Genomic DNA, 20,169 nt, shown 5'->3' on the forward strand with positions numbered 1-20,169 from the left:
CGCGGGCAACCAGCAGGGAAAGACCGAATGAGCACCTGATGACCGGAACGCGTCTCAACTGTTCATCGGCCGTTCACCACTCGTCGCCGACCGGCAACCTGGCTGGCATACCTTCCACCGTGGGCGGGAACTGTTCCGTGCCCGCGGAAGCCCGCCCACCGCAGTACCTGACACCACAGATCGGAAGCAGACACGATGCGCGACACCTATCACGAGCAGCTCGACGACATCCTCGCCGAGCTCGAACGGATGACCAGGACGGTGTCGACCGCCGTACGCCGCTCCACCACGGCGCTGCTGACCGCCGACATCCGCCAGGCCGAGGAAGTGATTGCCGCCGACATCCAGCTGGACGCGGCCGGCGAAGGCGTCGAGGAGAAGGTCTTCGAGCTGATGGCCCGCCAGGCCCCGGTCGCCAACGAACTGCGGATGCTGGTCGCAGCGCTGCGGATGGTCGCCGACCTGGAGCGGATGGGCGACCTGGCCGCGCACGTCTCGAAGATCGCCCGGCTGCGTTACCCGGCGCCCGCGATCCCGGACGAGCTGCAGTCGGTGATCGAGGAGATGGGCACCGTCGCCGGCCGGATGGTCGACAGCGCCGGTGACGTGATCAAGACCCGCGACGTCGAGGCGGCCGCCAAGCTGGAGTCGGTCGACGACGAGATGGACAAGCTGCGCAGCAACCAGTTCCGGCTGATGATGGACGACTCCTGGCCGCACGGCGTCGAGGTGGCCGTCGACATCGCCCTGCTCGGCCGGTACTACGAGCGCATCGCCGACCACGCGGTCTCGATGGCCCGCCGGGTCGTCTACCTGGTGACCGGCGAGCTCCCCGTCGCCATCGGCGGCACCGCCGCCGGCTCCGGCGCGGGCGCCTCCACCCCCAGCCCGAACGGCAACTGACGCACCAGAACAAAGTAGCCCTCGGCAACCGTTTCGTTGCCGAGGGCTACTGCTTTGCCAGAGCGGCCAGCCGGGCGCGGATCCCGGCGGACTCCGGCCTGCCGACTTCGTCGAAGAGATCAGCCGCAACACTCAACGACTCGACCGCCGCCGCCGACTGGCCGCGGGCGAGCTGCAGGTCCGCGAGGTCGGCGAGGACCTTTGCTTCTTCGGACTTGTTCGCGCCTTCGCGGGCGAGGACCAGTGCGGCGTCGAAGGCTTCGACCGCTGCTTCTGGTTCCCCTCGGGCCAGCAGGCTGGCGCCCAGGCGGCGGTGGACGAAGGTGTTGCAGGCGGGGCCGGGGGCGGTGACGTAGAGGTCGAGGGACGCCCGGAAGTGGGCGATGGCGAGGTCGTGGTTACGGACGTCGGCGTAGGTATCTCCCGCGGTGCCATGGCGTCGAGCAGCCGCTCGGAGGTCGCCGTCTGCCAGGGCGAATCCGATCGACTGCTCGAAGCACGTCTCGGCCTCGTCGACCCGGCCGACCCGGGCGTGGAGTGACCCCAGCGCGACCAGGCCGGAGCCCAGGCCGTACTCGTAGCCGGACTCCCGGCTGGCCGCGATGGCGCGCTCCGCAAAGGGGATCGCCTCCTCCAACCGGCCGAGATGCTCGAGCGTGCGGGCCACCGCGAACGCGCACCTGACCATGCCTCGCGGGTCGGCGCCCGCCTGGGCGATCGACAGGCCGACGGTGAATCGGGTGAGCGCGGCCTCGAAGCGGTCCTGCTCCCAGTCCGCGATGCCGCCGTAGTACTCGAAATAGGCCTGGTCCGTGGCGGTACCGGCCGCCGCCCGGGCGATGACCGCGACCTCGCGCATCTCCGGCCAGCGCGCCCGCGCGTCGAAGTACCCGAACAGCGCGTAGCCGAGTTCGACCAGCGGATCGGCGAACTCGCCGCCCAGCATGCCGAGCTGCCTGATCAGCGCCACGATCGACGCGCGTTCCGCATCCAGCCAGGCCAACCGGGCCGGGAGACTGTCCGGCGACGGCTCGCCGACCGGCAGCTTGGTGAGCTTGAGCCGGTCCCCCGTCTTGTGCGTCAGCTTGTGGCAGCGCCAGGCGGCCAGGATGTACAGATCCGCGACCCGGAGGACGGCCAGGCGCCGTTCGTCGGCGCTGAGGTTGCGGATCGCCCGTTCGCCGGCGACCGCACGGAGCAGGTCGTGCAGTCGATAGCTGCCCGGCTGCGGCGATCCGACCAGATGCAGGTCGACCAGATGGGTCATCACGGCTTCGGTCTTCGCGGCCGGCAAGTCGAGCAAGGCTCCGGTCGCCGCCTGCGAGAGCTCCGCGGTGTCGATCAGCCCGAGGAAGTCGAACGCTGCCGCCGCATGCGGGCCCGTACTGCCCGGAGAACCCAGCAAATGCTCCAGCGAACTCGCCACGGTGGCCTGTACCGCCGCCGTCACCCCCAGGTGATCGATCCCCCGCCCGGCATCCCCGATCTGGTGTGCCAGCTGCGCCAGCTCCCAGTTCAGCCGCTGATCGAGCCGGGCACCGACCAGGCGCACGATCAGCGGCAGACCGTGTGAGGTCCTGACGATCGTCCGGGCCGCCTCGACCTCGGCTCCCACCCGCTTCGACCCGATGATGCTGCCCAGCATGGCCAGACTGTCGGCATCGTCGAGCGGCGTCACCTCAAGCGGGGTACCGATCCCCAGCGCCCGGCGACCGGTCACCAGCGCGACGCAGCGCGGGGCCTCGGGCAGCAGGAGTTTCAGCAACTCGGGATCGGAGGCATTGTCGAGGACCACGAGTGTTCTGCTGCCGGCCAGTTGGGACCGGTACAGCTTCGAGGCGGCCTCGACTTCGACCGGTACCGCCTGCTCCCGCATCCCCAGGCTGACGAGCAGTACGCGCAGCGCGGCCGACGGGGTCAGCGGGCTGCCCGGTCCGTACCCCTGCAGGTCGATGTAGAGCTGGCCGTCCGGAAAGTCCCCGGCGGCCAGATGTGCCGCGTGGACCGCCAAGGTGGTCTTCCCGACCCCGGCGAGACCGTGCAGGACGACAACGGCGGTCGATTCCTTCAGTGCTTGAGCAATCAGACCGAGTTCCTCGGACCGGCCGACGAAGTCCAGGGTGTCGGGAGGTAGTTGCCGCGGCCGGCTGTCCGAGGCGACAGGCTCTTCGGGTCCGTGGGCCGCGACCACCAGCGCACTGGTGCCTTCCGGGCCGAGCTGCAGCGCATCGGCCAGCGCAAGCACCGTCGCCCGGTACGGCCGCCGCCGCACTCCCCGCTCGAGCAGGCCGATCGCCTGCTCACTCAACCCGGCCGCGTCGGCCAACGCGGCCTGGGTGAGCTTGGCCTCGCGACGATGCCTGCGGAGCAGGTCACCGAACTCCTCCGGGTTCGCATCGGGCCGGACCCGACGGTTCGTCACGACCGCAGACTATCGAGGCTTCAGGCTGGCCAACCGCTCACGAATGTCGGCGGCTTCCGGCATGCCGAGGTCCTCGAACAGGGAGGCGGCGGCGTCGAGGTACTCGACGGCAGCCTCCGGATGGTCGAGGACGAGCTGCAGTTCTCCGAGCTGGGCGAGGATCTTCGCCTCCTCGGTCCGGTCCGAGCCGTCCTTGGCGAGCTCCAGCGCGATGTCGAGGGTCTCGGCAGCCTCCTCGGTGCTCCCGCGGGCCAGCAGGCTGGTGCCCAGCCGCCGATGCACGAACACGACGCCGTTGGGATCCGGCGCGTTCCGATGGAGTTCGAGCGACGACCTGAAATGGGAGATGGCCCGATCATGATTCCCCGCCGCCGCATAGGCCTCTCCGGCGAGGCCTTCCCGTCGAGCAGCTGAGCGGGTGTCACCGGCACCACGGGCAAGCTCGATCGCCGATCCGAAGCAGGACTCGGCTTCCGCTTCACGGTCGACTCGCAGCAGCAGCGCTCCCAGGGCCAGCAGCCCGATCCCCTCGCCGTATCGGTATCCGGCCTCGCGCCCCGTGGCCAGCGCATGCTCCGCGAAGGGGATCGCCTCTTCGAACCGCCCGAGCCGTTCCAGCGTGCGGGCAACGGCGAAGGCGGTCCTCGCTACGCCTCTGGGGTCGGCGAGCTGCTCGAAGAGATCCTGCGCTGAGGAGAAATGCTCAAGCGCCGCGTCGAAATGCCCCTGTTCCCAGTCCGGGATACCTGCCTGGTAGTCGAGCCAGGCCTTGTCCGGAGCAGCGACCGCGAGCGAGCGGCAGGTCGTCGTCAGCTCACGCAGCTCCGGCCAGCGAGCGCGGATCTCGAGATAACCGAACAGTGCAAAACCCAACTGCAGCAGGGGTTCCCGGAACTCGGCACCCGCCAACTGCTCGACCAGGGCAAGTACGGTCGTGCACTCGGAGTCGAACCAGGCCAGTCGGGCGGTCAGCGTCTCCGGATCGACAGGCCCGACCGGAGTCCCGGCCCGCCAAAGCCGGTCGGATTCCCGATGGGTCAGCGAAAGGCATTCCCACGCCTGTTTCAGGTACAGGTCGAGTACCCGCCGGATGGCCAGGCGCCGGTCCTCCGGGCCGACGTTGCGGATCGCTCGCTCGCCCGCGACCGTGCGCAAGAGATCGTGCAACCGATAGGTTCCCGGCCGAGGCGATCCCACCAGGTGGAGGTCGACCAAATGAGCCATCACATCCTCAGTCGCCTGAGCGGGCAGGTCGAGCAAGGCCCCGACGACCTCCTCGGACAGTTCAGCGGCGTCGATCAGCCCGAGCAGGTCGAAGGCCGCTGCTGCCTGCCTTTCGGTACCGTCCGGAAAGCTCAGCAGTTGCTCCAGCGAGCTGGCCACCGTCGACTGGACCGCGGCGGTCACCCCGAGATGGTCGATCCGCCGGCCCGTACCACTGAGCTGACGCGCGACCTGCGCCAACTCCCAGTCCTGGCGACGGTCCAGCCGGGCCCCCACCAGCCGCACGATCAACGGCAGGCCATGGGAAGCACTGACGATGGTCCGGGCCGCCTCGGTCTCGGCCCCGACGCGCTCGGCGCCGATGATCCGACTCAGCATCGTCAGGCTGTCGGCGTCGTCGAGAGGAGCCAACTCGATGTTCGTGCACCCGGACGGCAGATTCATCGCGCGGCGACTGGTCACGAGCACCGCACAGCGGGCGTCACCCGGCAGCAGGTGCGTCAGTACCTCCGCATCGGACGCGTTGTCGAGCAGCACCAGCGTCCTGGTACCTGCCAGCAGTGAACGGTAGAGCGCGGTCGCCGCCTCGACATCGGCCGGAACCGCCTGCTCCCGAACACCCAGGCTGTAGAGCAGTACCCGCAGAGCCGTCGATGCGGTCAATGCGCCGCCCGGGCCGTAGCCCTGGAGGTCGATGTAGAGCTGGCCGCCGGGGAAGTCGTCCGCGGCCAGGTGGGCCGCATGGACGGCCAGGGTCGTCTTGCCGACGCCGGCCAGGCCGTGCAGTGCGACCACCGTCGTACCGGCCCGTGGGGCGCGAAGAGCATCGGCGACGCGGAGGAGCTCCTCGGAGCGGCCGACGAAATCGCCCACGTCGGGAGGGAGTTGCCGCGGCGCTCGGTCCGGCACGACTGTCGACAGTGGCTCCCCGGCCTCATGCCCGCCGGCGGCGGACAAGAGGCCGGCGGTCGTCTCGGGGTCAAGCCCCATGGCGCCGGTCAGAGCCAGCACGGTGCCCCGGTGTGGCCGGCGCCGGGTACCTCGCTCGAGCAGGCCGATCGCCTGCTCGCTCAACCCCGCGGCCTCGGCCAACGCTGCCTGCGTCAGGTTCGCGGCGCGGCGGTGCCGGCGTAGCAGGTCGCCGAACTCCGCGGGGTCGTTCACATCGTTCTTCTAGCGACCCTGGTTCTTCACTGCCTCGATGGCGGCGGCCGCTGCTTCCGGGTCGAGGTACTCGCCGCCCGGCTTGAGCGGGTTGAAGTCGTCGTCCAGCTCGTAGTACAGCGGGACGCCGGTCGGGATGTTCAGCCCGACGATCGTCTTCTCGTCCAGGTTGTCGAGGTGCTTGACCAGGGCGCGCAGCGAGTTGCCGTGGGCGGTGACCAGGACGGTCTTGCCGGCCCGCAGGTCGGGCACGATCGCGTCGTACCAGTACGGCAGCATCCGCTCGACGACGTCCTTCAGGCACTCCGTTGCCGGCAGCAACTCGGACGGCAGTCCGGCGTACCGCGGGTCGCCGGCCTGGTCGAACTCGGACCCGCGCTCGATCGCCGGCGGCGGGGTGTCGTAGGAGCGGCGGAACAGCATGAACTGCTCCTCGCCGAGCTCCTCCAGCGTCTGCTTCTTGTCCTTGCCCTGCAGGCCGCCGTAGTGGCGCTCGTTCAGCCGCCAGGACCGGCGGACGTCGATCCACTGCCGGCCGGCCTCCTCCAGCGCGATGTTGGCCGTCCGGATGGCGCGACGCAGGACCGAGGTGTGCAGGACGTCCGGCAGCAACTCGCGCTCCAGCAGCAGCTGGCCACCGCGGTGGGCCTCCTCCACCCCTTGGTCGTTCAGGTCGACGTCGACCCAGCCGGTGAACAGGTTCTTGGCGTTCCAGTCGCTGTGGCCGTGGCGCAGCAGGATCAGGCGGTAAGTCATGCCCACAGACTAGCGAGGCTCCAGCCAGCCCATGAACGCGTCCAGATTACGGGTGGACTCGCCGCGCTTGACCCGCCATTCGTACTCCTTGCGAATGGACGAGCCGAAGCCCAGCTCGAGGATGGTGTTGAAGGACGAGTCGGCGTACTCCAGTACCGCTCCCAGCAACCGGTCCACCTCGACGGGGGTGATCGCGTGCAGCGGGACCCGGCCGTCCAGGTGGATGTCGCCGAGATGGTCGACCGCGAAGGCGACGCCGTACATCTTCAGGTTCCGCTCCAGCATCCAGCGGTAGACGGCCTCGTGGTTCTCGTCCGGCCGGCGCGCGACGAACGCGTGCACCTGGACCGCCTGGCTGCCGACCGTCAGCACCACCGTCGTCTTCAGCTTGCGCTCGCCGGGCAGGTCCGCGCTGAACACCCCGGGCGCGGCCTCTGTGTAGTCGAGCTCGTTCTCGTCCAGCACCTGACGGATCACGTCCGCCGCGGACACCCTCATCGATCGACCTCCTGGGCCAGCTCGGCCGCCATCGTCTGCTGCGCCGTCCGGTACGCCGCGAGCGTCTTCTCCGCGGTCAGTTCCCAGCCGAAACCACCGGCATGCTCGACCGCCGCGCGGCTCATCGTCTCGCGCAGCGGCGGATCCGTCGCGATCCGGTGCAGCGCGTCGGCGAAGTCACCGACGTCGTGCCCGGGTACGAGCAGGCCGGTCACCCCGTTCGCGACGGCGGTGGTCAGCCCACCGACGGCCGCGGCGACCACCGGCGTACCGCAGGCCTGGGCTTCGAGCGCGACCAGGCCGAAGGATTCCGAGTACGACGGTACGCAGACCACCGACGCCGCCCGGTACCAGTCGGCCAGCGCCGCGCGGGCCATCGGCTTGACGAACCAGGTCACGTCGTAGACGCCCAGCTCACGGGCGAGCTGGGCATGCGATTCGGGGTGCTCCATCCCGTTGCCGGACGGGCCGCCGATGATCGCGACCACCAGCCGGTCCCGCAGCGACGGGTCCTTCTCGAGCATCCTGGCCGCGGCCCGGATCAGGATGTCCGGCGCCTTCAAGGGCTGGATCCGGCCGACGAAGGCCAGCACGATCGCGTCCGGGCGCAGACCCAGCGCCTTGCGTGCCACCAACTGGTCAGCCGGGCTGAACACGTCCAGGTCGACGCCGGGGTTGACCACGCCGACCTTCGCCGGCTGAGCGCCGTACAGGCTGATGAGTTCGTTGGCCTCGTCATCGGTGTTGGCCAGCAAACGGTCTGCGGCCTCGACGACCTGCTCCTCGCCGAGGAGGCGGGCGGGTGGCTCCGGTACGTCGTCCTCGGCCAGGCTGGCGTTCTTGACCTTGGCCATCGTGTGCATGGTGTGTACGAGCGGCACGGCCCAGCGGTCGCGGGCGAGCAGGCCGGCCTGGCCGGACAGCCAGTAGTGCGAGTGAATGACGTCGTAGTACCCGGGTTCGCGGACCGCCTCGGCCCGCAGTACGGCGCGGGCGAACGTGCACAGCTGCGAGGGCAGCTCGTTCTTCGACAGGCCCTCGTAGGGCCCGGCGGCCACGTTCCGCACGGTCACGCCGGGCATCAGCTCGACCTTCGCGGGCAGCGCGGACGAGGTCGCACGGGTGAAGACGTCGACCTCGATCCCGAGCGTCGCCAGCCGCTTGGACAGCTCGACGACGTAGACGTTCATCCCGCCGGCATCCCCGATCCCGGGCTGGTCCAGCGGTGACGTGTGCAGGCTGATCATCGCGACCCGCCGGAGAGGACGGTCTGCCGAAGGTTGGGTCACCTCGTCAGAGTAACTCCGGCGTCGCCGGGTGGAATCGGGACTTCTCCCTAGCCCGGCTTCGTGAGACACCCGTAAGAGGCCGGATGTGCTGGTGGAAGACTGTCGGTATGACTTCCAGCCGTCCTGTCGCCGTCGTCACCGGAGCCAGCAGTGGGATCGGGGCCGCCTCCGCCCGGTATCTCGCCCGGGAAGGGTTCGAAGTGGTCTGCGCCGCTCGCCGGCTGGACCGGATCGAGGCGCTGGCCAAGGAGATCGACGGCCGCGCGGTGCGGTGCGACGTGACCTCGGCCACTGACGTCGCGGCGCTGGCCGCGGCCGTCGGCGACCGGGTCGACCTGCTGCTGAACAACGCCGGCGGCGCCTTCGGCTTCGAACCGGTCGCCGAGGCCGACCTCGAGGCGTGGCGGCAGATGTTCGAGGTGAACGTGATCGGCGTCGCCGCAGTCACCAAGTCGTTGCTCCCGGCACTCATCGCCGCCGAGGGCCAGATCATCGTCATGGGCTCGACGGCAGGCCAAGTCGCCTACGAAGGCGGCGGCGGCTATGTCGCGGCCAAGCACGCCGCCAAAGCGATCGTCGACACCCTCCGGCTGGAGCTGTTCGACCAGCCGGTCCGGGTCTGCGAGATCGCACCGGGCATGGTGAAGAGCGAGGGCTTCGCGATCACCCGCTTCGACGGCGACCAGGCCAAGGCCGACGCCGTGTACGCCGGTGTCGCCGAACCGTTGCTGGCCGAGGACATCGCCGACATCGTCGCCTACATCGCGACCCGTCCCAAGCACGTCAACATCGACCGCCTAACCGTCCGCCCCCGAGCCCAAGCAGCCCAGCACAAGGTGCACCGAGTCACCTGAGCCGCCCGCCAGCGGCCTCCGGCCCGGCCCATCGCACCCGGCACCCGCCAACTACTTGGCTCGCAGCCGGTCTACCACCGGCGAGTCAATCGGCAGCGGCGCCGTTGGCGCCGGCAGTCCGTACGAGGCGTGTAAACGCCGCCGCACAGCCTCCAGCGGGAAAGTCTCCGGGTAGATCGCGAGCTTCACCGTGACGCCCTCGAGTGTTGCCCTGAGCAACATTTCCTCGACGGCGGGGTCGGCGGCGCCGCGGTCGGCGAAGATCGAGCGGATCGCGTCCTCGATCTCCACCACCCGGTCGTTCTTGGCCGCCTCGACCTCCGCGAAGACGTCGTGGGTGGCCGGCTGCATCATCAGGGAGATCGCGAGGCGCTGGATCTCCAGCGTCGACGCGGCCGCCATCAGGGTGCCGTCGATGATGCCGGCCAGGCGCTCGTTCGCGGTGCCGGTCAGGGTGAGGATGGCGCCGATGCCGTCGAGCCAGCGGTCGAGGAGTTCGGCGGCGAGTTGCTGCTTGGTGGCGAAGTAGTAGGTGACCAGGCCCCGGGAGACCTCTGCACGCTGCGTGACGTCGGAGATCGACGCAGCCTCGTAGCCCTTCTCGGCGAACACCTCGAGGGCAGCGGACAGGATGCGCTCGCGCGACTTCTCCCGCAGCTCACGGTTGGTACTGGCCGATCGCGGCACGGCACTTCTTCCTGATCAGAGCCCTCGGAGGCCGAGTACACCCCCCACGGTCACTCGACCCCCGAGGTTGGACCCCTCCCCAGGCGCCCACACATAGACTGTACGTACAGCGAACGAATGTCAAAGGCTCCACCGGATTCGGCGCTACCCCCGGTGACGGGTAGGATGAGATGGCTGCGCACTGCGTCTCCAGTGGCACGTAGGACTTGCCGTAGCCACCGCCTGACCTCAATCCGACTTGCTTGGAGCGCTTCCGCATGCCCCTCCGTAATGATCTGCGCAACGTGGCCATCGTGGCCCACGTCGACCACGGGAAGACCACCCTGGTCGACGCGATGCTGTGGCAGTCCGGCGCCTTCGGAGCCCATCAGCACGTCGACGAGCGAGCGATGGACTCCGGCGACCTGGAGCGTGAGAAGGGCATCACGATCCTCGCCAAGAACACCGCCGTCCGGCACAAGATGGCCAACGGCGAGCAGATGACGCTGAACATCATCGACACCCCCGGCCACGCCGACTTCGGTGGTGAGGTCGAGCGCGGCCTGTCGATGGTCGACGCGATCGTTCTGCTGGTGGACGCTTCCGAGGGCCCGCTGCCGCAGACCCGGTTCGTCCTGCGCAAGGCGCTGGCCCGCAACATGCCGGTGATCCTCGTGGTGAACAAGGTGGACCGGCCGGACGCCCGGATCTCCGAGGTCGTCGACGAGACGTACGAGCTGTTCCTGGACCTGCTGGACCACGACGCCGACCAGTCCGCGCTGGACTTCCCGGTCGTCTACGCCTCGGCCCGCGCCGGTCGCGCCTCGCTGACCCAGCCGGCCGACGGCGGGATGCCGGACTCCGAAGACCTCGAGCCGCTGTTCGAGACCATCCTGGCGAACGTACCGGCCCCGGAGTACACCGAAGGCGCGCCGCTGCAGGCGCACGTCACCAACCTCGACGCCTCGCCGTTCCTCGGCCGGCTCGCCCTGGTCCGGGTGCACGAAGGCACCCTGAAGAAGGGCTCGCAGGTCGCCTGGTGCAAGCACGACGGCACCATCCAGAAGGTCAAGATCACCGAGCTGCTGATCACCGAGGCGCTCGAGCGGGTTCCCGGCGACTCGGCCGGCCCCGGTGACATCGTCGCGATCGCCGGTATCCCGGAGATCATGATCGGCGACACCCTGGCCGACCCGGAGAACCCGAAGCCGCTGCCGTTCATCACCGTGGACGAGCCGGCCATCTCGATGACCATCGGTACGAACAGCTCGCCGCTGGCCGGCCGGGTCAAGGGCACCAAGGTCACCGCGCGACTGGTCAAGGACCGGCTCGACCGCGAACTGATCGGCAACGTCTCGATCAAGGTGCTGCCGACCGAGCGCCCCGACACCTGGGAGGTGCAGGGCCGTGGTGAGCTGGCGCTGGCCATCCTGGTCGAGCAGATGCGCCGCGAGGGCTACGAGCTGACCGTCGGCAAGCCGCAGGTGGTCACCCGCGAGATCGACGGCAAGCGGCACGAGCCGGTCGAGCGGCTGACCATCGACTGCCCCGAGGAGTACCTCGGTACCGTCACCCAGCTGCTCGCGGTCCGCAAGGGCCGGATGGAGCAGATGACCAACCACGGCACCGGCTGGGTCCGGATGGAGTTCCTGGTACCGGCGCGTGGCCTGATCGGCTTCCGGACCGAGTTCCTCACCGACACCCGCGGCACCGGTATCGCGCACCACGTCTTCGAGGGCTACGAGCCGTGGTTCGGCGAGCTACGCACCCGCCCGTCGGGCTCGCTGGTCTCGGACCGTACCGGCGTCACCACGTCGTACGCGATGGTGAACCTGCAGGAGCGCGGCACGATGTTCTGCGAGCCCGGTACCGACGTGTACGAGGGCATGGTGGTCGGCGAGAACTCGCGCGCCGACGACATGGACGTAAACATCACCCGTGAGAAGAAGATGACCAACGTCCGGTCGAACGCGGACGAGTTCGAGAAGCTGGTACCGGCGCGCAAGCTGTCGCTGGAGCAGTCGCTGGAATTCTGCCGCGAGGACGAGTGTGTCGAAGTCACCCCGGACGCGATCCGGATCCGTAAACTCGCGCTGACTCAGATCGAGCGCGCGAAGCTCGGCCGCAAGTCCAAGGCCTGAGAGCGCAAGCTGGCTAGCTCAAGTAGCCCGTTCACCTGGTTTTCCGATCCGTCGGGGGAAAGTTCCGGATCGTTATGAACCAGGTGGCGGTCTGCGGCGTCTGACATATCGGAAGCACAACACGTTGGGGGAAGGAAAAGGACCATGGGCATTCTGCGTAAGCTCGGCGCCACCACCACGGCGGTCGCGATGCTGGGGGTAGGCGTTCTCACCGCCGCGACGACGGCCGAGGCTGCTCCGGCCGCCAAGACCGTGGTGGCCACCAAGGCCACTGCCGGCACGTTGACCGCGGCGAAGAAGACGGTGCTGGTACCGGGCAGACGGCACATTGCCAAGGTGTGCATGACCGGGCGTTACCTGTGCATCAACAAGAAGACGCGCAAGGTGATGTTCATCGTCAACGGCAAGCTGATCGCCGAGGGCGACGCCCGGTTCGGGGCGGCGAAGACGCCGACGCGGAACGGATCCTTCAAGGTCTACCGCAAGTCGAAGAAGCACGTCTCCTCGATCTACCACTCGCCGATGCCCGACGCGATGTTCTTCAGCGGCGGCCAGGCAGTGCACTACTCGTCGGACTTCAAGGCCCGCGGCTACAACGGCGCCTCGCACGGCTGCGTGAACATGCGCGACCGGAAGAAGATCGACTTCATCTTCAGCAAGGTCAAGATCGGCGACAAGGTCTTCGTCTACAACGCCTGATCTTCCCTGGTACTACGAAGCGGCCGGCTCCCCTCGCGGGGGCCGGCCGTTGCGCATTACAGGATCTTCGAGAACGCCTTGTACAGCCGCGGTTCCACCAAGCAGAACGTCACCCGCGTGACCGCGGTCCTGGTCTCCCGCAGAGTCCGTACGGCGATCTCGGCCGCCGACTCCTTGGGCCATCCGTAGATCCCCGCGGACACCGCGGGAGCCGTCAGCTCGTCGACTCCCAGCTCGTCGGCCAGCCGCAACGCATTGCGGTAGCAGGACTCGAGCAACGCCGGATCTCGTTGCCCAGCGGTGTAGTTCGGGCCGACCACATGGATCACGTACCGCGCGGGAAGGTTGCCCGCCGTCGTCCACCCCGCTTCACCGGTCGGTACGCCGTCCGGGTACCGAGCGATGCAGTCGGCCAGGATCGCCGGGCCGCCGGCCCGATGGATCGCGCCGTCGACGCCACCGCCGCCGCGGAGGGCGTGGTGGGCGGCGTTCACGATCGCGCCGGTGGCGACAGTCGTGATGTCAGCCGTCGAGAGGTCGATTTCCATGCCAGTACTTTAGGCTGGGGTGGTTGGCGTCCGCCCGATGCCAACCAAGTGATCTGTGAGGGCGTCTCATCAGTGGTGGGACGGATCGACTCGAGGGGTTCCGATGCGCTGGACTCGTGGTGCGCTGATTGTTCGCAATGTGCTGGCGGCTGTGGTCGTCGTCGCGGTCGGCGGGACGGCTGTCAGCGCGTCGGCGACGCCCGGGCAACGCAGTGGTGCCGGTGAGGTCAAGACGGTGCCGTTCGAGGTCAGCGGGGAGCTGCCGATCTATCCGAAGGCCCTGTGGAGCAATGGTTCCAGTGGCGCCTCGGTGCGGAAGGTCGAGGCGCGGCTGGTGCAGCTCAAGCTGCTGGACAAGCAGTGGCTGGACAACGACTTCGGCACGATGACCCGGTCCGCGGTGAAGAAGTTCCAGAAGGCCAACGGCATCCCGCCGATCGGGTACGTCGACGAGTTCACCTGGACCAAGCTGACCGCCGCCACTCACGAGCCCACCCAGGCCGAGCTCTTCCCGCCGGCCCCGGTGGTGAACGGCGTCAAGCTCGACCAGCGCTGCGCCACCGGCGTCGCGCTCTGCATCGACAAGACCACCCGCAAACTGCGGTACGTGGTGAACGGCGTCGTGAAGATGCAGCTGGACGTCCGGTTCGGCGCGCAGAAGACGGCGACCCGCGAGGGCGGCTTCACGGTCGGCTGGAAGAGCCGCAACCACGTCTCGAAGCTGTACGACTCGAAGATGCCGTTCGCGATGTTCTTCAGCGGCGGCCAGGCCGTGCACTACTCGTCGGACTTCGCCGCCCGTGGGTACAACGGCGCTTCGCACGGCTGCGTCAACGTCCGCGACCTGGCGAAGATCAAGATCCTCTTCGACGAGGTGCACGTCGGCGACAAGGTGATCGTCTACCGCTCGTAACTGGTACTAGAGCGGGCGGGGACCCCGGCGACGCCTGATTCCCCAGCCGCCGCGGCCCCGGCCGGAGGCCGCCCGCAGTGCGGGACGAGCGTCCACCAGGTAGACGCCGGCGGCGACGATACCGATCAGGCCGAAGAAGCTCAGCCAGCCGCCCTGGAAGATCTGTGACAGCGTGAACGCCGACAGGATCAGCACCCAGCCGGGCTTGGTCAGCTTGTCGGCGGCGACGAACACCGCCCGTGGCCGGAAGGCCGCATCGACCAGGGCGACCAGCTTCAGACCCAGCACGATCCACCAGATCACGTTGATGGGACCAATGAACCCGGGGAACAGGTTCTGGAACGTGGCGAGTGCGAGCATGCAACGAGCCTAACGCAGGCACGGGTGGCCCACGATCCGTCGAACCCGGATCAGGACCACCCGTACTACGCAGAGCCGAGAGGCTACTCTCAGTCGCCGACCTTCTCGGCGGCCGCCTCGGCAGCCTTGGTGGCCTTCGCGGCCGTCTTGCGGGCGCTGGTCGCGGTCGCCTTGACGTTGCGGGTGGCGGTGCCGGCGGTCTTCTTCGCAGTGGTGCGGGTGGCCTTGGCCTTGCTCACCGTGGTCTTGGCCTGGGCGACCAGGTCCTCGGTGGCCTTCTGGCTGCGGATCCGGGTGACCAGCTCCTTGCCGCGACCGGCGAGGTCCTCGTAGGTCTCCTCGGCCTGGCCGAGCACGGTGGTCAGCCCGGCCTGCGCGACCGACGGCAGCTCACGCAGCTTGGCCGGCACCGTCTTGGCCTCGGCGGCGAGCACCTCGAGGCGCTTGCTCAGCTCGGCCTGACGCTTGGTCAGCTCGGTCTGCAGGGACGACTGCAGGGTCTTCTGGTCCAGCTTCGCGAACCGGGTGGTGACGTCCTCGCTGACCGCGCGGAACTTCTCCACGGCCAGGTCGCCGGCGCCGGCGATCGCGTACAGGGGCGTGACGGGGGTACGGGTTGCCATCAGGCATCTCCTCGTGAGGTTTTTTTGTTCAGCGGGGTCGTACGTTTTGTTGCAGGGGTCTTTTTGGCCGGTATGGGCTCTTCGGGCGTGTTCTCACGGACGAACGAGGCGTACACGTCGAGCAGCACACGCTTCTGCCGCTCGTTCAGGGCAGGGTCGAGCAGTACCGCGTCGACCACTCCCGGCGTACGCCGGGCGCCGCCCTCGCTCTCGTCCGGATCGAGGATGCCGGCCCGTACGTACAGCGTCTCGGCCGAGATCCGCAGGGCTTTCGCCAACTGCTGCAGGACATCCGCGGACGGCTTGCGCAGCCCACGCTCGATCTGACTCAGGTACGGGTTGGACACCCCGGCCAGGTCGGACAGTTGCCGCAACGACAACTGCGCATGCCGGCGCTGCTCAGCGAGGTACTCCCCCACCGAACCCACAGCACCCGCCGCACGATCACTCAACCTGGCCATACGTCCATGGTGCTAGCAGGTGCTTGCAATTGCAAGCAGACCCGACGTGAGGCCGCTCACTACGCCGAGTAGCGGACGATCAGGCGAAGGCTTTGGGATGCGGCTGTACTGCGCCGACCTCGATGCCGCCGCCGTAGAGCGGGGAGCGGGTCTGCTTGGTGATCTCCTCGTGGTCGACGCCGAGCTTCTGCAGCGTCGCGGCCATCACCACGGCGCGGGCGCGCGGAGTACCGTCGTCGATCTTCACTGCCAGGCCACGGCCATCGGCGAGACCGACCGCGTAGACGCTCTCGGCGCCGGCCTTGCAGAAGAGGCCGGGGATGGCGTGCATCAGGGCGGACTCGTCGCGCCTACTCCCGCTGGCGTACTCGGGGTGGGCGCGGAAGGCGTTGGCCACGCGGCCTTCGAGGGTGTCGGCGGAGGCCGAGGCGAAGAGGCCGAAGGAGCGGGCGAGGCCGGAGAGGGTGATGGCGAGGATGGGGGCGCCGCAGCCGTCGACGGCTACGTAGGAGACCTTTTCGCCGGCCGAGTCCTCGACGGCGGTACGGATCGCCTTTTGCAGCGGGTGGTTCGGGGAGCGGTAGTCGTTCGCGCCCCACTCGGCGCCGTTCGCGGCGGCGTCGTCGTGGTACGGCCAGTTGTTGGCTACGCAGGTGGCCAGCATCGCGGCGTGCTTGCCGGAGCAGTTCATGGTGATGCGGTCCAGGCCGTGGCCGGCGCGGACCCACTCGTCGCGGGCCTGGTCGTCGATCGGGTACGCCGGAGGCGTGCGCAGGGCCGACTCGTCGAGGCCCGCGCCCGCGAGGATCCGGCGTACGCCGTCCAGGTGGAAGGACTCGCCCGAGTGCGACGCGCCAGCCAGCGCGAGTAGCTCGCCGTCGAGCTCCAGGCCGTTGCGGAGCATGCCGAGGGCCTGCATCGGCTTGTTGGACGAGCGCGGGAACATCGGCTCGTCGATCACGCCGGCCGACCACTCGACGGAGCCGTCGGGCGCGGTCACCACGACGGAGCCGCGGTGATGGCCCTCGACGAAACCGCTGCGGACGACGTCGGCCAGGATCACAGGTTCGGTCACGGCTGAAACTGTACGGCTCGGAGGTCAGGTGCAAACAGCCGGATAGGAGATGATCCGGCTCACAGACGGGCGCGCACGTGCAGACCGACTTCAGGGTCGACGAGCAGCTCCTGCGTGGCGGTGACCGTCGGCTGGTCCTCGGCGACGACCTCGAGCACTGCTTCTGGGTCCACGTTGCGCTTGATCAGCGCGAGCGCGATCGGCCCGTACTCGTGGTGACGCGCCGCGGATCCGATGAACCCGACCTGCTTCTCCCCCACTCGTACGGCGTACCCGTGCGCCGGCAGGTGGTCGACAGACCCATCCAGATGCAGCCGGACCAGCCGCCGCGGCGGCCGCCCCAGGTTGTGCACCCGAGCCACCGTCTCCTGCCCGCGATAACAGCCCTTGTCCAGATGCACCCCAACACCAAGCCACCCGAGCTCGTTCGGGATGGCCCGCTCATCCATGTCCATCCCAAGCCGCGGAGCCCCTGCCTCAATCCGCAAGGCCTCGTATGCCCAGACGCCAGCCGGCGGACCGGCCTGCTCGGCGAAGGCCGAGAGGTCTCCCCGAGGGAGGAAGAGCTCGTGCCCGCCGAGCGAGTCGTCTCCCGCCCGCGCCAGCGGCTGCGCCGCTGTCGCGGCGGTGGTGGGAGCGGAGGCGTCGCCCAGCCCGGGGGCCGAGGCTTCGCCCGGCACCGCGCCCACGGGTGCGGGACCGGGCCGCCACACGATGGCGTAGTCGTCCTTCACGTCCTTGATCTCTACCCGGGACATGAAGACCATCTTTTGGAGCCACTCGACGAGGGGGGCGGCGGCGCCCGGCTCGGTGTGGAGCCAGAAGGTTTCGCCGTCGTCTACGCCGTACATGGCGTGCTCTACGTGCCCCGTGGGCGACAGCAGGAGGGCTGTGGTGGAGGTGCCCGGGCGTAGGCCCTCGAAGTACTGGCTGGTGATTGCGTGCAGCCAGGTGAGGCGGTCCGGGCCGGTGATGGTGACCACGTCGCGGTGGGAGAGGTCCACGAAGCCCTTGCCCGCAACCAGGGCCCGCTGCTCGCGCAGGTCGGAGCCGTAGTGCGCGGCAACCCCAGCGTCCAGCCCGTCGGCCTCGACCGCGCCTGGGAGGTCCAGCAGAGGGCTACGCGTCAGTGACATGTCACCAGAGTACGTCCATCGGCGTACACCGACTGCCTCCCGCTGTGGGATGTGGACAACACCACGGTCCGCGACGCTGGTACTACCAAAGCGAGAGGAGACGACGATGACCAGCAGGGCATTCCGGTTCGGTGTGGTGGGCAGTGCGAATCGCGGCGCCGAGGAGTGGAAGCAGACCGTACGCCGGGCCGCCGGCCTCGGGTACTCGACAGTGCTGATGCCGGACGGCCTGCAGCTGCTGTCACCGTTCCCCACGCTCGCAGTAGCCGCCACTGTCGCCGACATCCGCGTCGGGACCTTCGTAGCGGCCGCACCCCTCCGACCGGCTCGTACAGCCGCCTGGGACGCGCACACGCTCTCTGTGCTGACCGACGGCCGCTTCGACTTCGGTATCGGCACCGGCCGCCCCCAGGCCGAGCAGCAGGTCAACGAGGTCGGCCTGCCCTGGGGAACGGCCAAGGAGCGCCGGGACCAGGTGACCGAGACGCTGGACCAGTTGGCGAAGCTGGACGGCGACAAGCACACCCCGATCATGCTCGCGTCCGGAGGGCCGAAGTCGCTCGCACTGGCCGCCGCCCGCGCCGACATCGTCTCGCTGGCCAAGCCCGCGACGGCACCGCGCGAGGAGATGCGGCAGCTCGCCCAGGAGCTCCGCGAGCTGGCCGGCCCGCGGGCGGACCACATCGAGCTGGCGATGAACCTCTTCGCCGCCGGTACCACCGAACTGCCCCCGTGGAGCAAGCAGGCGACCGGCCTCGACCCCGCCGAGCTGGAGAAGAGCGACTCGCTGATGCTGCTCCGCGGCACCCCACAGGAGATGGCCGACGAACTCCAGCGCCGCCGGGACGAGTTCGGAGCGTCGTACATCACCGTCAACACCGACTACCTCGAAGAGCTCGCTCCCGTTGTAGAGATGCTCAACGGTAAATAAGGCACGCTGCCCGTCGGCTCCCAGACGGTTGGGAGCTGACGGGCAGCGTGGAGGGGTGGGACAGATGGTCAGTGGGCAGTGCCGGTGGTGACGGCCGGGGGGCTGTCTTCCTGTACGTCGCCCGCGTGGGTGTCGCCGGCGGCGAAGGCGACCTCGTCGAACGGGTCCTCACCGGAGAACACCTGGCGGGCCTGTTCCTTGTCGAACCCGCCCGTCCAGTGACCGACCAGGACCGTGGCGACCGCGTTGCCGGCGAAGTTCGTCAGCGCCCGGGCCTCGGACATGAACCGGTCGATGCCGACGATCAGGCCGACGCCGTCGACCAGCTCCGGCCGGTGCGACTGCAGGCCGCCGGCCAGCGTCGCGAGCCCCGCTCCGGTGACGCCCGCGGCGCCCTTGGAGGCCAGGATCATGAACGCCAGCAGGGAGATCTGCTGACCGATCGAGAACGGCTGGTCCATCGCCTCGGCGATGAACAGCGACGCCATCGTCAGGTAGATCGCGGTGCCGTCCAGGTTGAACGAGTAACCGGTCGGCACGGTGATGCCGACGACCGACTTGTCGACGCCGAGATGCTCCATCTTGCCGATCAGCCGCGGCAGCGCGGTCTCCGACGACGAGGTCGACACGATCAGCAGGAACTCACGGCCCAGGTACTTGAGCAGCTGGAAGATCGACAGCCCCGTGACGACCCGCAGGATGGTGCCGAGGATGACGATCACGAACAGCAGACAGGTGATGTAGAAGGCCAGCATGATCTTCAGCAGGCTGACCAGCGCGGTGCTGCCGGCCGCTCCGACCACCGCGGCGATCGCGCCGAAGGCACCGACCGGCGCCGCCCACATGATCATCGACAGCACCTTGAAGACCAGCCGCTGGATGTGGCCGATGCCGTCCAGCACCGGCTGCCCCTTCGAGCCCATCGCCTGCAGCGCGAACCCGACCAGCAAGGCGACCAGGACGGTCTGCAGCACCTGGCCCTCGGTCAGCGACGAGACGATCGTCTTCGGGATGATGCCGAGCAGGAAGTCCGTCGTACCTTCGTGCGCGCCCGCGGCCTGCTTCTGGCCGGCGTCGCGCAGCTTCTCGGTGAGGTTGAGGCCGGAACCCGGCTGGACCAGGTTGCCGACGACCAGCCCGATGGCCAGCGCGACCGTCGACATCACCAGGAAGTAGCCGAGCGCGAGACCTCCGACCTTGCCGACGCTGGCGGCTTGGCGGACCGACCCGATGCCGAGCACCAGGGTGCAGAAGATGATCGGGCTGATCATCATCTTGATCAGGTTCACGAACCCGGTGCCGAGCGGTTTCAGCTCGATCGCGAAGTCCGGGAAGATGAAACCGACGCCGATGCCGAGCAGAACGGCGACGATGACGGCGATGTAGAGGAAGTGGGTCCGGTCGTTGCGAACCGGAGTCGGTCGGGGTGCGGTGGGGCTCGCCATGGTGGGACTCCTGATTTGCCGGGCGGGCGGGTTCTGAGTAACTGTGACGTGACGCACAGGA

At 68.7% G+C, this 20,169-nt stretch carries 19 protein-coding genes; 6 read left to right on the plus strand and 13 right to left on the minus strand.

The window, feature by feature from the left end:
* Positions 1 to 195 precede the first annotated feature (195 nt).
* Positions 196 to 903 (plus strand): phosphate signaling complex protein PhoU, encoded by a 708-nt coding sequence (gene phoU / locus ACIA12_RS33245; RefSeq protein WP_396371191.1) that lies wholly within the window; start codon positions 196 to 198, stop codon positions 901 to 903.
* 46 nt (positions 904 to 949) lie between these two features.
* Here phoU and ACIA12_RS33250 read toward each other — a convergent pair whose 3' ends face one another.
* Genes ACIA12_RS33250 through mshA form a run of 5 tightly spaced genes read right to left on the minus strand, consistent with a single transcriptional unit; the run spans position 950 to position 8,256 of the window.
* On the minus strand, positions 950 to 3,325 hold the full coding sequence (locus tag ACIA12_RS33250; protein ID WP_396371192.1) for an NB-ARC domain-containing protein: 2,376 nt from the start codon (positions 3,323 to 3,325) through the stop codon (positions 950 to 952).
* A 9-nt stretch (positions 3,326 to 3,334) separates the two neighbouring features.
* Positions 3,335 to 5,713, minus strand: coding sequence for a tetratricopeptide repeat protein (locus tag ACIA12_RS33255; RefSeq protein WP_396371193.1), 2,379 nt, complete (start codon positions 5,711 to 5,713; stop codon positions 3,335 to 3,337).
* Positions 5,714 to 5,722: 9 nt separating this feature from the next.
* Entirely contained in the window at positions 5,723 to 6,469 is a 747-nt protein-coding gene (locus ACIA12_RS33260) for a phosphoglyceromutase (RefSeq protein WP_396371194.1), read from the minus strand.
* Positions 6,470 to 6,478: 9 nt separating this feature from the next.
* Positions 6,479 to 6,967, minus strand: coding sequence for a YbjN domain-containing protein (locus ACIA12_RS33265; RefSeq protein ID WP_396371195.1), 489 nt, complete (start codon positions 6,965 to 6,967; stop codon positions 6,479 to 6,481).
* Positions 6,964 to 8,256, minus strand: coding sequence for a D-inositol-3-phosphate glycosyltransferase (gene mshA / locus ACIA12_RS33270; protein WP_396371196.1), 1,293 nt, complete (start codon positions 8,254 to 8,256; stop codon positions 6,964 to 6,966). Before mshA ends, ACIA12_RS33265 begins: the two co-directional genes overlap by 4 nt.
* Before the next feature lie 107 nt (positions 8,257 to 8,363).
* Here mshA and ACIA12_RS33275 point away from each other — a divergent pair, with 107 nt between their 5' ends.
* Positions 8,364 to 9,110 carry an SDR family oxidoreductase gene (locus tag ACIA12_RS33275; RefSeq protein WP_396371197.1) on the plus strand — a complete coding sequence of 249 codons (747 nt, stop codon included), beginning with the start codon at positions 8,364 to 8,366 and terminating at the stop codon, positions 9,108 to 9,110.
* A gap of 51 nt (positions 9,111 to 9,161) precedes the next feature.
* Here ACIA12_RS33275 and ACIA12_RS33280 read toward each other — a convergent pair whose 3' ends face one another.
* Positions 9,162 to 9,797, minus strand: coding sequence for a TetR/AcrR family transcriptional regulator (locus ACIA12_RS33280; protein WP_396371198.1), 636 nt, complete (start codon positions 9,795 to 9,797; stop codon positions 9,162 to 9,164).
* A 257-nt stretch (positions 9,798 to 10,054) separates the two neighbouring features.
* Between ACIA12_RS33280 and typA the strand changes: the two genes are divergently transcribed.
* On the plus strand, positions 10,055 to 11,917 hold the full coding sequence (gene typA / locus ACIA12_RS33285) for a translational GTPase TypA (protein WP_396371199.1): 1,863 nt from the start codon (positions 10,055 to 10,057) through the stop codon (positions 11,915 to 11,917).
* A 144-nt stretch (positions 11,918 to 12,061) separates the two neighbouring features.
* The gene (locus ACIA12_RS33290; RefSeq protein ID WP_396371200.1) at positions 12,062 to 12,616 is read left to right on the plus strand and encodes a L,D-transpeptidase; all 555 of its coding nucleotides are present in this window, start codon (positions 12,062 to 12,064) and stop codon (positions 12,614 to 12,616) included.
* Between the two features lie 56 nt (positions 12,617 to 12,672).
* Here the strand turns inward: ACIA12_RS33290 and ACIA12_RS33295 are convergent, their stop codons facing one another.
* Positions 12,673 to 13,164 (minus strand): O-acetyl-ADP-ribose deacetylase, encoded by a 492-nt coding sequence (locus ACIA12_RS33295; protein ID WP_396371201.1) that lies wholly within the window; start codon positions 13,162 to 13,164, stop codon positions 12,673 to 12,675.
* A gap of 103 nt (positions 13,165 to 13,267) precedes the next feature.
* Here ACIA12_RS33295 and ACIA12_RS33300 point away from each other — a divergent pair, with 103 nt between their 5' ends.
* Positions 13,268 to 14,077 carry a L,D-transpeptidase family protein gene (locus ACIA12_RS33300; protein ID WP_396371202.1) on the plus strand — a complete coding sequence of 270 codons (810 nt, stop codon included), beginning with the start codon at positions 13,268 to 13,270 and terminating at the stop codon, positions 14,075 to 14,077.
* 6 nt (positions 14,078 to 14,083) lie between these two features.
* On the opposite strand, the gene ACIA12_RS33305 is transcribed toward ACIA12_RS33300, so the two are convergent.
* The 5 genes from ACIA12_RS33305 to ACIA12_RS33325 form a co-directional block, all read right to left on the minus strand.
* A complete protein-coding gene (locus ACIA12_RS33305; RefSeq protein ID WP_396371203.1) occupies positions 14,084 to 14,437 on the minus strand; it encodes a DUF2516 family protein in 354 nt (117 codons plus the stop codon).
* Between the two features lie 89 nt (positions 14,438 to 14,526).
* The gene (locus ACIA12_RS33310) at positions 14,527 to 15,060 is read right to left on the minus strand and encodes a hypothetical protein (RefSeq protein ID WP_396371204.1); all 534 of its coding nucleotides are present in this window, start codon (positions 15,058 to 15,060) and stop codon (positions 14,527 to 14,529) included.
* Positions 15,060 to 15,521 (minus strand): helix-turn-helix domain-containing protein, encoded by a 462-nt coding sequence (locus tag ACIA12_RS33315; protein WP_396371205.1) that lies wholly within the window; start codon positions 15,519 to 15,521, stop codon positions 15,060 to 15,062. The genes ACIA12_RS33310 and ACIA12_RS33315 overlap by 1 nt, the downstream gene beginning before the upstream one ends.
* 79 nt (positions 15,522 to 15,600) lie before the next feature.
* On the minus strand, positions 15,601 to 16,596 hold the full coding sequence (locus ACIA12_RS33320) for an asparaginase (protein WP_396371206.1): 996 nt from the start codon (positions 16,594 to 16,596) through the stop codon (positions 15,601 to 15,603).
* A 59-nt stretch (positions 16,597 to 16,655) separates the two neighbouring features.
* Positions 16,656 to 17,732, minus strand: a complete 1,077-nt coding sequence (locus tag ACIA12_RS33325; protein WP_396371207.1) for a YgfZ/GcvT domain-containing protein — start codon at positions 17,730 to 17,732, stop codon at positions 16,656 to 16,658.
* A gap of 106 nt (positions 17,733 to 17,838) precedes the next feature.
* Here ACIA12_RS33325 and ACIA12_RS33330 point away from each other — a divergent pair, with 106 nt between their 5' ends.
* Positions 17,839 to 18,663, plus strand: a complete 825-nt coding sequence (locus ACIA12_RS33330; protein WP_396371208.1) for an LLM class flavin-dependent oxidoreductase — start codon at positions 17,839 to 17,841, stop codon at positions 18,661 to 18,663.
* A gap of 68 nt (positions 18,664 to 18,731) precedes the next feature.
* Here the strand turns inward: ACIA12_RS33330 and ACIA12_RS33335 are convergent, their stop codons facing one another.
* A complete protein-coding gene (locus ACIA12_RS33335) occupies positions 18,732 to 20,108 on the minus strand; it encodes a cation:dicarboxylate symporter family transporter (RefSeq protein WP_396371209.1) in 1,377 nt (458 codons plus the stop codon).
* Positions 20,109 to 20,169 lie beyond the last annotated feature (61 nt).

The sequence above is a fragment of the Kribbella sp. NPDC051620 genome (assembly GCF_044453825.1).
In the GTDB taxonomy this organism is placed as follows: domain Bacteria; phylum Actinomycetota; class Actinomycetes; order Propionibacteriales; family Kribbellaceae; genus Kribbella.